Genomic DNA, 12,092 nt, shown 5'->3' with positions numbered 1-12,092 from the left:
GTTTACGTTGTTTTTACTTTAAGTATATCAGTTGATTCTTCAAGTAATTCCTTATTTGATTTTTTGAAAATGGGATGGATGTAGTCAGCGGCGATTTCAACGAGAGGAATTAAAGTAAAGTTACGTTCTTGTATATAAGGATGCGGTACTTGAAGTTCATCTGTATGAATAATATCACTATTATAATAAAGAATATCAATATCAATAATCCTGGATCCCCAACGTTGGCCTCTTATTCTTCCGAGGAGGAGTTCGATTTTAAGGATGTCATTCAACACTTTATTTGCGGAGAGTTCCGTTTCAACTTGTATTACTTGGTTGAGGAATACGGGTTGATTTTCTACCCCCCAAGCTTCAGATTCATAGATAGATGAAGAGGATGTAATTTTACCTATTCTATCTTCTATTTCAATCTTAGCGTCATCCAATTGTTTGTTAGGATTGCCAATATTTGCCCCCAAAAGTAGGTAAACTATATTCATGAGTTTAATATATGAATTGTTTATGATAATCGGAATAATAGCTTAAATTTACGGACACTACTAAAATAAAATATATGAGATCATTTTTCAAATATGTGCTAGCAACGGTTACCGGGATCATTATCTGTAGTATTTTGATGTTTTTTATTCTGATGGGTATCATTGGGGTGATGGTAAGTTCCGTTGGGAGCAAAAGTGAGACTGTAACGGCAAGTAACTCAGTTTTAATGATTGATTTAGCACATGCCATTACAGAAAAGACAGAGCCAAATCCATTTGAAGGCTTAGATATTCCGGGATATGCTGGTTCGAAGTCTATAGGTTTGAATGATATCGTTTCAAGAATCAAGGCAGCAAAAACTGATTCAAATATCAAAGGTATTTATTTAAATGTTTCAAGTGTTGGGACTGGTTTTGCGACGATGAAGGCGATTCGGGAAGCGCTTTTAGATTTTAAGACTTCAGATAAATTTATCCTAGCCTATAGTGATGTGATGAGCCAAAAAGGGTATTACCTGAATTCGGTTGCTGATGAAATCTATTTGCATCCACAAGGTACCTTAGATTTCCGAGGATTGGCGACATCTGTTATGTTTTATAAGGAAGCTTTGGATAAGTTGGGAATTGACATGCAGGTATTAAAAGTTGGTACTTATAAAAGTGCGGTTGAGCCATTTATCCTGAATAGTATGAGCGAGGCGAATAAGGAGCAGGTTAATTCTTATTTAAACAGTATTTACAGTACCTTTTTAACGGATATTTCCTCCGATAAGAAGATTTCTACGGATAGTCTGCAAAGTATTGCGAATGGTTATATGATTCGTGAGCCAGAGGATGCTAAAAAATTAGGATTTGTAAATGACCTATTATATAAGGACCAGGTTATTAGCAAAATCAAGGATAAATTAGGGATCGATGCGAAGAAAGATATTCCTGTTGTATCTCTATTGGATTATAAGAATAAAGTAGATGCGGGCGAGCCAGGAGGAGATAGGATTGCAGTACTTTATGCCTATGGTGAGATTATAGATGGAGAAGGAATTGAAGGACAGATTGGTGGCGATAAATTGTCCAGAGACTTGAGAGAGTTGCGTGAAGATGACAAGGTGAAAGCGATTGTAATGCGTGTAAACTCACCTGGAGGATCGGCTATGGCATCAGAATCAATTTGGAGAGAGGTTGAATTAACGAAAAAAGTAAAACCAATTGTGGTTTCTATGGGCGATTATGCTGCATCAGGCGGTTATTATATCTCTGCAGCTGCGGATTCAATATTTGCAGATCCTACCACTTTAACAGGTTCCATTGGTGTATTTGGTTTGATTCCGAGTTTCCAGAAGTTATTTAATGATAAATTAGGGATTCATTTTGATGCGGTAAAGACTTCGAAGTTTGCGGATATGGATGTTGATATGGATAGACCATTATCGGAGGAAGAGAAGGGAATTATTCAAGGTGGAGTAAATAAGATTTACCAGGTTTTCTTGCAAAGAGTTGCCGAGGGAAGGAAAATTGATGTTGCACAGGTAGATAGTATCGGGCAAGGTCGTGTTTGGACAGGAGAGCAAGCTGTAAAATTAAAGTTAGTGGACCGCGTAGGGACATTAGATCAAGCGATTGCTGCAGCGGCGAAGAAGGCGAAATTAGAAAAATATAGAATTTCAGAATACCCAAGAATGAAGGATCCATTTGCTTCCATTTGGTCAACTTCAAAAGATAAGATCAAGATGTGGATGTTGGAGGATGAAATGGGAGATTACGTGAAATATCTAAGGGAACTAAAGCGTATAAGCCAACAATCTGGTATTCAAGCAAGGATTCCTTATTTGGTAGAAATCTATTAAGACTTAACATGAAAAAAGCGTTGATATACTGATCAACGCTTTTTTTATGTCTTGATTTGAGCGAGCTAAAAGGTGAAAACCTATGTTTTTACTGATTCTACAAGAATTTTCAGATTAGGTGTAAAACTGAAACTTTTTTATATCTTTAAACTCTAAAATCAACCGGAAATATATAAAATATGAAAACTATCGACGATTTAAATTTCAACGGAAAGAAAGCTTTAATCAGAGTTGATTTCAACGTTCCATTAGACGAGAATTTCAACATTACTGATGATAACCGTATTCAAGGCGCATTACCAACGATTAAGAAGATTTTAAAGGACGGAGGGTCAGTTATTTTGATGTCCCATTTGGGAAGACCGAAAGAAGGTCCAACGGATAAATATTCACTAAAGCATATTGTAAATTATCTTTCAGAGGTATTAGGGGTTGATGTTCAATTTGCGAATGATTGTATTGGGGAAGAGGCGATTGAAAAGGCTAAGGCGTTACAACCGGGTCAAGTTTTATTATTAGAGAACTTGAGATTCCATAAAGAGGAAGAGAAAGGAGATCGTGATTTTGCTAAGAAACTAGCGGATTTAGGAGATGTTTATGTGAATGATGCCTTTGGTACAGCGCATAGAGCACATGCTTCGACAGCAATTATTGCAGAATTTTTCCCTAACAATAAGTTCTTTGGCTATTTAATGGCTAAGGAAATTGAGAATGCGGAGAAGGTTATGAATAAGCCTGAGCGTCCATTTACAGCGATTATGGGGGGTGCGAAAGTTTCTGATAAGCTTGAATTAATTGAAGCATTATTGGACAAGGTTGATAATTTGATTATTGGAGGAGGTATGGCTTATACCTTTGTGAAAGCTCGTGGTGGTGAAATTGGTAAATCATTAGTAGAATTGGATAAGCTTGACTTGGCGAATGCATTAGTCAAGAAAGCGGATGAAAAAGGGGTGAATTTGGTATTGCCTACGGACGCACAAATTGCGGATCGTTTTGCCAATGATGCGAATGTTTATGATGGTCCAAATGATGAAATTCCAGCAGAGATGCAGGGATTAGATATTGGTCCGGAATCTTCAGAACATTTTAAAGATGTGATTATGGCATCCAATACCTTATTATGGAATGGTCCAATGGGCGTATTTGAGATGGATACTTTTGCTAAAGGTACGCGTGCAGTTGCGAATGCGGTAGTTGCAGCAACAGAGCGAGGTGCTTTTTCCTTAATTGGGGGTGGTGACTCAGCTGCTGCGGTATCAAAATTTGGAATGACAGAGCATGTAAGCTATGTTAGTACAGGTGGCGGTGCTTTATTAGAATACATGGAAGGCAAGACCTTGCCTGGTGTAAAAGCAATTTTAGATTAATTTTTAAGGTAATATATATAAAAGGGAGCCATTGGCTCCCTTTTTTTGTATTATTTATTAATAAGAATAGCTGAAGCTGAAGCTTGGCACCAATTTTTCTTTTGGACTAAACTGGTTGATATAGGTCAGTTTTGCACCGACCCCAAAGTCTGGAAGGACATATTTAAACAGGTTGAAATCGGCGGAAAGACCGATTCCGAAGGATGTAGGTTCGGCCTTACTGCTTTGGATATTTTGATAATCAGCGAAGAAATACCCATGGAAACGCTTGATATATGCTAGCTGCCCGATAGCCCAATCTGGATAAGCGATAGGGAAACGATAATTCATCAGTAAGGTGTTTTCGACCTTTGGAGAGTTGAAATGTGCATATCCACTAACCATTGGAATATCATAGGATACATTATATCTTCCGTCGGCTTTTTGATAAGATAATCTAGCCTGAAAGCCATGGTTTTTGAAGAATCCGGGGAAATAGAAGTTTGTTCTAACGGCGAATAGAGTACCCTCCAGGGCCTTTTCAAATGGCACATGTCTATATATAATATTGAAATTTTGCCCCCATCGAGGGATTAAATCCATTTGACTTCTCCTTTGATTTCGATTGAAATAGACTTGATAATTTAGTGGAAATGCGATTTCATCGTGGAAACCATTGAGGGTAGAGATGCTCAAATTGTACCTTTTTTGATAAGAAGTACCGATGTTTAATCCATAGCCATAGGAAGTTTTTCCACGATAAATGCTGAGTGGGATCTGCATATCCAGGCTATAAACATGTTCTCGGAAGTCGAATTTTGTGAATTCATTTTCGGTATTTTGCTTTTTAGCATAGCCGATTTGGCCTCTATTCTGGTATGATAAATTAAATTTTGGGTAGTATTTTTGGTATAAAACCTCGGCGGAATAGATGCTTTTTTCCATATCCAAGTCGTATTCATAGCCCACTTTTAGTTGGGAAGTATTCAATAAATCATTGGCAATCCAGAATATTCCAGGGCGGTAATTATCAAAATTTTCAAAGTTATTACCACTTAGACTAAGACTATGAAAGTTGAAAAAATGACTTAAGGGGTTGTAGTTGCTAGTCTCAAATTCTTGATTATTACCATTTGAATTTCCTTGAAATGGGCTATTTATGTGCAGGTCGAGGACAGGATTGACCTCAAATTTCGGGTCAATTTGTTTGCCATACAATTGTGAAGAATCCAGTTCAGCAGCTTTATATCCGTTGTATTTATACTCGTTGAAGAGAAGGTTTTGATCATTTCCTAGGCTAGGGTAGAAGGCTCCGAAGTCTGAATTCGACAGCTGATAGAACTTATTTTCAGTGGGAGAATAGCGGTATAAGTTGTCGATATTTTGAAACTGAGCTTTAAAAACAAGGTCATTTCCCCAGTAAATTGGGCGTTGATATTCTTGATTTGCCCAAGGAAAAAGTGCTTTGAATTGTTTAGATTCAAGGTCGATTTCGACAATATTGGTCCCATTTGGGGAGATGGCGATGGCGGCAATTTTGGTTTCATCCTTGTTTAAACTTGGCTGTTGGAGGAGGATTCCTTGGGGAAAATCGATGATTTTTTGGGTTTCTTTCGATAAACGGTCGATATATAAGAGGCTAGAGACGTTGTTTTGATCCACTTGGATAACATATACCTTTTCAGAATTATCGCTTAATATGGGGCTGTAAAATCGAGAATTTTTCGAGAGATCCTCAGTTTTGCCTGTTTTTAGGTCTAAAATTCGGACTATATTATAGGTTTGTTTTCCAAAACGAGCATCCTTTCTGAGTTCATCCCAGATTAAAAAATCATCATTAACATGAAAATATGGGCTAAGTTGATAGCCGATTTTTATGATTCCTTCCTCAGAATTTGCGGTCCTTTTTCGGATTTCAGGAATTGATTGAGGGGATTGAACCAGGCTAAAAATAGCCTTAGAACTATTGGATTGGGGTAGGTAATAATGGGTGGGATATCGATTATTATCTTCAAAAATGAGGTCGGAATTTGAGGAAATTTTTGAAGAATCCCAATCATTTTTCAAGCTTGTCATTGTAGCTTCATAGAGTTTTTTACTACTCAGTTTTGAGTACTTTTTTAGGGCAATATTAAAGTTAAAAGGTCGCCATAAATTAGCTCTCATATCCTCCATGATTTTCTCCTTAATCGAGTAGCCAAACTGGTTCGTTAGGTAGCTGTTCATGCTGTATCCAGTCAGGTAATAGGAGGGGGTGATATCTTTGAAAGAGCCTAGGATATTCTTACTAAAAGAGTAGTCTTTTCCGGAGAGCAGGTTGGTTCGGAGAGGCATGAACCAAGCCGAATTTCTGCCTCGACCACCGGAGGAATATTGGGTTTCGATGGAGACTGCATCGCCTTCGAAGTACCAAGCTGGTAGGTGTAAACCATATAAAGCAAGGGCAAGTTGTTGGAAAAATGGTCCTTGAATTTTGCCTGTCAACTTGTCAAATTGGGCAACATGACGGAGCTCATGTTGGATTAGATTTGGGAGCCATTCGGTGTTGTCACTAGCCGGCCCAGGGGTGGAAAAAGCTTCAACTTTTCGGGGTGCAAGTTGAGCAAATCCATTTTGTTCAATATGATTTTCGTGAAGAATTATTGAAATTTTCTTGGGATGTCTGTTTAAATCCTGACTCGCAAATACAATCATGCTGTCTATCTGTTGGGCGAGGAGGGAGGCTGAGTTTTGGAATTCCTGAGGGAATATAAGCTGGAAATTTTTAGTATTTATCTGCTTCCATTTTACCTTAGAAGAGGCTTGTTCGTTGTCAATTATTTGAGAAAAACTTGTTTGTGTATTTATGATTAATATAAATAAGTATAAAGTACTGATAAATAATTGTCTATATCGTAAAAATAAGCCTAAAAACCTCATTTGCTAAATATATTAGTAAGAATTATTGATTTTAATTGAATTAAATATTTTGGTAATAATTGTAAATGATTGAAAATAAGAAATATAAAACTTATAAATACTTTGCTGTTTTTGTTCTTATTTTGCATGTTTTATATGTATTAATCTCAGTTATGTGATTAATTATTGATTCCCTGATCAGCTCTGTAAATGTAGGTTAATTTGTTAATATATTCAATAGTGTAGGCTTTCAAATTTGTTTTTGAGAGGTTTTGGAATTTTATTGAATGGCTTGGAAAAATTGAGTTTGAAAATCGAACTGCCGAAGGCGGATGTTTTTAGGTATTTGGAACGAAAGAATTTTGATGGCTTTATTTAAGGCTTTTTATACTTACGATTTTTCGGTTTGATTTTGGGGATGAAAAAATGGTTGAGGATTGTCTAGTTTTTGGATTTTCCTAAGGCTGACAAAATGTCTTGATTTATTGTTTTTATGTTAGTGGTTTAGGGGAGGTATGGGAGGTGATATTTATTGATTAAAAATTAATTATATTATTATGGTAAAAAAAACGACTTTTGCACAAACGATTTTTGGACCAATGTAGGATAATAAAATAAAGGAGGCGTATGGAAGAATTAGCAATGCTTGTAGCACATGTTGAGGAATTGATTGAACGTGGAGATCAGACCGAGCTTGCGGATTATTTGAACGAACTAAATATTTCGGATGTTGAAGAATTGATCGACGAACTTCCCGAATACGGTCCCTTGTTTTTAGAAACATTAAGTCTTAAAAGAGCGGTAAATGTATTCCGTATTTTAGACTTCCCCACCCAAGAAAGAATCCTTAAAAAATTACCGGCTAGTAAGATTCGAGAGCTTCTCAATGAGATGCCTCCGGATGACCGTACATCTTTCTTTTCAGAGTTGAAAGGAGATGTTGTAAAGCGGTTGATTATTCTCCTTACACCGGAGGAGCGAAAGGAAGCTTTGTCGTTGTTGGGATACCCTGAAGATTCGGTTGGCCGTTTGATGACACCGGACTACATCACGGTGAAGGAACATTGGACCATGCCAAGAGTTTTGGATCACATTCGTCGATATGGTTCAGCATCTGAAACCATTGATGTTTTATATGTGATTGATGCGGAAGGGAAATTAGTGGATGACGTTCGGATTAAGGATATCTTATTGGCGGAACCCGAGAAGGTCGTTGCTGATTTAATTGATAATCGTTTAATCTCTTTGCATGCGGACGATCCGCAAGAAGAAGCGGTGACGATTTTCCGGATGAACAATCGGGTGGCACTTCCAGTAGTTGACGAGCAAGACATCATGTTAGGTATTGTGACGATCGATGATATCTTGTGGGTTGCGAATGAAGAGTACACCGAGGACATGCAGCGTATCGGGGGTACGGAGGCTTTAGATGAGCCGTACCTGGATGTTTCGATATGGCACTTAGTGAAGAAAAGGGCGGGATGGCTTATTGTGCTATTTTTAGGCCAGCTGTTGACTTTTAATGTTCTTCAGCACTACGAGGCTAAGTTCACCACTATTCTTGTCTTGTTGATGCCTGTAATCATGTCCAGCGGGGGGAACTCGGGTTCTCAAGCATCGACTTTGATTATTCAGGCGATGGCGATGGGCGAAGTGACTCTTCGGGATTGGTGGTTAGTTATGAAGCGAGAGATTTTATCCGGATTGCTTTTGGGAATTATCTTGGGCGTATTAGGATTTTTTAGGATTGCTGTTGAGGAGGTATTCAAATCAACTTATGGAGATACTTGGTATTTGTATGGAGCGGCCATTGGGAGTTCGTTGGTAGGTGTAGTGTTGTGGGGATCCTTGGTAGGTTCGATGTTACCATTTATTTTGCGGAGGTTTGGGGCAGACCCAGCGAGTTCATCCGCTCCATTTGTATCGACGATTGTCGATGTAACGGGCTTAGTGATTTACTTTAGTTTCGCAACTTATATCTTGCGGGATGTACTATTTAAATAATTCTAATTGGTTTTGAATAACTTGCGATAAAACGCGAAAAAATATTTGCACTTCTCGGTTAAACTTCCGATAATTGCATCACCGAAAACGAAAGGGACGGTTTAAACTCCTGAATAGCTCAGTTGGTTAGAGCATCTGACTGTTAATCAGAGGGTCGCTGGTTCGAGCCCAGCTTCAGGAGCTGAAAGCAAAAAGATCTGCAAATTATTGCAGATCTTTTTTCGTTTCTAGCCGTTGAGAAATTGAGGAAGGGGATTTATTCATTGCCTATTCCATCCCTAATCCCAATATTGAATTTTTAGTTTTTGATTTTTATGGATCGGAAGGAAACCTCGTCACCATGATCTTGTAATAAAATGTGGCCTTCAGTGGCTTCACCGAATTTATCCCAGTCTTTATACTTACTGATTGCAACAAGGTCTTTGAACTCTTTCGAGCCACGGACATAGGATAGGACTTTTACCCCATTGAGGAAGTAAGTTACATTATTGTCTTTATCTACGACAACCCGGCCACGGTTCCATTGGCCAATAGGTCTAGTTGCGCCCCGGCTTTTATCAGAAGTAATTAAATCATAAAGAGAGGCGATGGTGCGATTTCCATCCCGACCAAGTTTAGCATCTGGATGTTTTTCATCATCCAGGATTTGATATTCCAAGCCGATTGCAGAACCGGAAGTTTTTTCGGCCAGGGTGACAAAGTATTTAACACCACTGTTTGCGCCCGGAGTTAATTTGAATTCAAAGGAAAGATCAAAAACACCATACTTATCCTTTGTGATGATATCCCCTCCATTGGTAGACTCGCCGCCATCAGATTTTTGTACTTTGATAATTCCATCTTTTATGGACCAACCATTAGCAGGGAAATTATCACCTTTAACACTTCTCCAACCTTCGGAGTCCTTTCCATTGAACAAAAGCTTGGTGCCATATTTTTGTTCCGTTGGACTGATGCTGTTTGGCGTCAGGTTGACAATGTATTGATCGATTGGGTAAGGACTAGGTTTTAGATTTTCTGTTTTGATCTTAATATTCTTGAAATAGACTTTTTTTCCATCGAGATCATCGGGGATGCTGTGGACCTGTAAACCAATAAATCCTGATGCATCCAAAGTATCCACGACATAGGCAGCAGGGACTCCATTGATCCAAGATCTCAATTCATTTCCTATGGCCTCGATTCGGATATGATTGTATTCATTTTTTTTATAAACGGCTTTGGCCGGTTCATTGAGGTCAAGGGGGTAAAGCCATCCGCGTCTTCCTTCGTCATAGACTCCACCTGCCCAGGCACGAGTAGAAGGGTCGATTTCAATCTGTCTTCCATAAACGCGACCTTTTCCATTATTTGCTTGCGGATCGATATGGCTTCGGGTTTGGATTCCTGAATTAGTCTTATCACCTTCCAGCTTTACATCTAGTTCCAGGATAAAGTCGCCATATTCCTTTTCAGTGATCAAAAAAGAATTTGGAGTGCCTTTGGTCATTCTTCCGACTATAGCTCCGTCTTCTACGCTATATGGAGCTGCACCACCGGCAGATTTCCATCCAGCCAGGGTCTTGCCATCAAATAAGGGTTTGAAGTCTTTGCTGGAAGCAGATTGAGCTAATACTTGTGTAGAGCACAAAAGGGCTAGACCTAAGGAACTGATGGAATAAATAAGCTTGTTTCTTTTCATAATAAAATCGTGATCGTTTAAGTTTTAGAGTATGTCCAGCTTTCAAGCCATTTAGAATGGGCAAGGAAGGTGAGGATAGAGGGGCTAAAATTTATTTTTTTGAGGTTTATACTACAATAATAACCATTAAAAGTGATTGATAGCTAAAACGTTATATCTTTTTTTTACGAAAACGTTATAGTGTTCAGAACATTTTGATTGTTAGTGTTTTAGTCTGAAAATCAATTGGTTGGGTTAATAAATTGAACTCAAAGGAAGAAAAGGATAAAAACGATTTGATATGAATTCATAAATCATTCATAGTCTTCTGTTAAAATTAATTATATTGTGGAATCAACTTATCCAATATAAACATTCTATGCTATTACTAGGGATTGACTTAGGCACATCATTTATCAAGGTTTCTGTGGTAGATTCTCAAACAGGGAAGCGGATTGTATCTGCACAATATCCTGAGACGGAGTCTGCGATTGTTTCACAAAAGAAAGGTTGGGCGGAACAGGATCCGTTGCTATGGTGGGAAAATACCAAAAAAGCGATTTTGAAGGCGAATGCCAGTGGTCAATATAATCCTAAAGATATTGGGGCTATTGGAATTGCCTATCAGATGCATGGTTTGGTAATCGTTGATAAAGATCAACAGCCATTAAGGAATTCGATTATATGGTGTGATAGCCGAGCGGTTGAGATAGGGAATGCAGCATTTGAGGGATTGGGTGGCAAAGGCTTCTTAAAGTCACATTTAAATTCACCTGGAAATTTTACGGCTTCGAAATTGGCTTGGGTCAAAGAGCATGAGCCGGAAGTTTATGAGCGTATTTCAAAATTTATGCTTCCTGGAGATTATCTATGTATGTGTTTGACAAAGCAAATCAATTCAAATCCAAGTTCTATTTCAGAAGGGATTTTATGGGATTTTGAGAAAGATACCTTGTCAGACAGCTTGTTGGATTATTATGGTATTGACAAGACATTGGTTCCGGATATACAGCCAATATTTTCGAACTATGGTTCCTTGGACAAGGAAGTGGCTTTAGAGTTAGGCTTGTCTGAACAAGCGATTGTGAGTTATAAAGCCGGAGATCAGCCCAACAACGCCTTGTCCTTAGGGGTTATTGATGCAGGCGAAGTTGCAGCGACGGCAGGTACTTCGGGGGTGATTTATGCGGTCAGCGATCAATTAATATTTGATAAAGAATCTAGGGTAAACAGTTTTGCGCACGTCAACCATACGAAGGAACAGAGTAATATCGGAGTTTTGCTTTGTATCAATGGTACAGGCATCCAGAATAGCTGGATTAAGAAGTTAACAGCGAAGGGTTTGGATTACGATCAAATCAATCAGAAGGCGGCAGAAATAGAGATCGGCTCTGAAGGGATTGTGGTATTACCATTTGGGAATGGTGCTGAGCGGATGTTGAACAATAAAACCGTTCAGGGTCATCTTGAGAATTTAGATTTTGTACGACATGATCAAGCCCATTTGTGGAGAGCAGTGCAGGAGGGGATTGCTTCCTCCTTTCGTTACGGGTTAGATATTATCCGGGAGAATGAAATATTTCCTTCAGTGATCAAGGCGGGCTATGCGAATATGTTCTTAAGTGAGGTATTCCAGGAGTCTTTTGCTGGTCTGACTAATGTTCCGGTGGAGTTATATGAGAATGATGGAAGTGTAGGGGCTGCCTTGGGTGCAGGAATAGGAGCTCAGCTGTTCAAAGATAAGCAAGAGGCATTTTCAGGCTTAAAGCGAATTAAGATCATTGAGCCGAAGCATACCGATCGATATGAGGAATTGTATTCAGGTTGGAAAAAAAGTTTGTTACAGAAATTATAA

The 12,092-nt window shown here is 38.6% G+C and carries 7 protein-coding genes and 1 tRNA gene; 5 read left to right on the top strand and 3 right to left on the bottom strand.

Features of this window, described 5'->3' with window-relative positions; all coding sequences use genetic code 11:
- Window positions 1-2: 2 nt before the first annotated feature.
- Complete coding sequence (gene folK / locus PZ892_RS13280) at window positions 3-482, bottom strand: 2-amino-4-hydroxy-6-hydroxymethyldihydropteridine diphosphokinase (protein ID WP_094256146.1); 480 nt, start codon at window positions 480-482, stop codon at window positions 3-5.
- Between the two features lie 74 nt (window positions 483-556).
- On the opposite strand from folK, the gene sppA reads away from it, so the two are divergent.
- A complete protein-coding gene (sppA, locus tag PZ892_RS13275; RefSeq protein ID WP_182499737.1) occupies window positions 557-2,326 on the top strand; it encodes a signal peptide peptidase SppA in 1,770 nt (589 codons plus the stop codon).
- A gap of 179 nt (window positions 2,327-2,505) precedes the next feature.
- Window positions 2,506-3,696: a phosphoglycerate kinase gene (locus tag PZ892_RS13270; protein ID WP_094256144.1), complete on the top strand. Its 1,191-nt coding sequence runs from the start codon at window positions 2,506-2,508 to the stop codon at window positions 3,694-3,696.
- A gap of 57 nt (window positions 3,697-3,753) precedes the next feature.
- On the opposite strand, the gene PZ892_RS13265 is transcribed toward PZ892_RS13270, so the two are convergent.
- On the bottom strand, window positions 3,754-6,594 hold the full coding sequence (locus PZ892_RS13265; protein ID WP_277711434.1) for a hypothetical protein: 2,841 nt from the start codon (window positions 6,592-6,594) through the stop codon (window positions 3,754-3,756).
- A gap of 606 nt (window positions 6,595-7,200) precedes the next feature.
- On the opposite strand from PZ892_RS13265, the gene mgtE reads away from it, so the two are divergent.
- Together mgtE and PZ892_RS13255 are read left to right on the top strand one after the other, a co-directional pair.
- Window positions 7,201-8,577, top strand: a complete 1,377-nt coding sequence (mgtE, locus tag PZ892_RS13260; protein ID WP_094256142.1) for a magnesium transporter — start codon at window positions 7,201-7,203, stop codon at window positions 8,575-8,577.
- A gap of 107 nt (window positions 8,578-8,684) precedes the next feature.
- Window positions 8,685-8,758, top strand: a tRNA-Asn gene (locus tag PZ892_RS13255).
- Window positions 8,759-8,875: 117 nt separating this feature from the next.
- Here PZ892_RS13255 and PZ892_RS13250 read toward each other — a convergent pair.
- The gene (locus tag PZ892_RS13250) at window positions 8,876-10,258 is read right to left on the bottom strand and encodes a DUF1080 domain-containing protein (RefSeq protein WP_094256141.1); all 1,383 of its coding nucleotides are present in this window, start codon (window positions 10,256-10,258) and stop codon (window positions 8,876-8,878) included.
- Window positions 10,259-10,616: 358 nt separating this feature from the next.
- On the opposite strand from PZ892_RS13250, the gene PZ892_RS13245 reads away from it, so the two are divergent.
- The gene (locus tag PZ892_RS13245) at window positions 10,617-12,092 is read left to right on the top strand and encodes an FGGY family carbohydrate kinase (RefSeq protein WP_094256140.1); all 1,476 of its coding nucleotides are present in this window, start codon (window positions 10,617-10,619) and stop codon (window positions 12,090-12,092) included.

The sequence above is a fragment of the Sphingobacterium sp. WM genome (assembly GCF_029542465.1).
GTDB classification, from domain to species: domain Bacteria; phylum Bacteroidota; class Bacteroidia; order Sphingobacteriales; family Sphingobacteriaceae; genus Sphingobacterium; species Sphingobacterium cellulitidis.
Note: the sequence above shows the minus strand (reverse complement) of the source record. Positions and strands in the feature narration are given on the sequence as shown.

Coding starts and splice junctions, on each gene's coding strand:
- folK (WP_094256146.1), bottom strand. CDS start 482: ATGAATATAGTTTACCTACTTTTGGGGGCAAATATTGGCAATCCTAAC.
- sppA (WP_182499737.1), top strand. CDS start 557: ATGAGATCATTTTTCAAATATGTGCTAGCAACGGTTACCGGGATCATT.
- PZ892_RS13270 (WP_094256144.1), top strand. CDS start 2,506: ATGAAAACTATCGACGATTTAAATTTCAACGGAAAGAAAGCTTTAATC.
- PZ892_RS13265 (WP_277711434.1), bottom strand. CDS start 6,594: ATGAGGTTTTTAGGCTTATTTTTACGATATAGACAATTATTTATCAGT.
- mgtE (WP_094256142.1), top strand. CDS start 7,201: ATGGAAGAATTAGCAATGCTTGTAGCACATGTTGAGGAATTGATTGAA.
- PZ892_RS13250 (WP_094256141.1), bottom strand. CDS start 10,258: ATGAAAAGAAACAAGCTTATTTATTCCATCAGTTCCTTAGGTCTAGCC.
- PZ892_RS13245 (WP_094256140.1), top strand. CDS start 10,617: ATGCTATTACTAGGGATTGACTTAGGCACATCATTTATCAAGGTTTCT.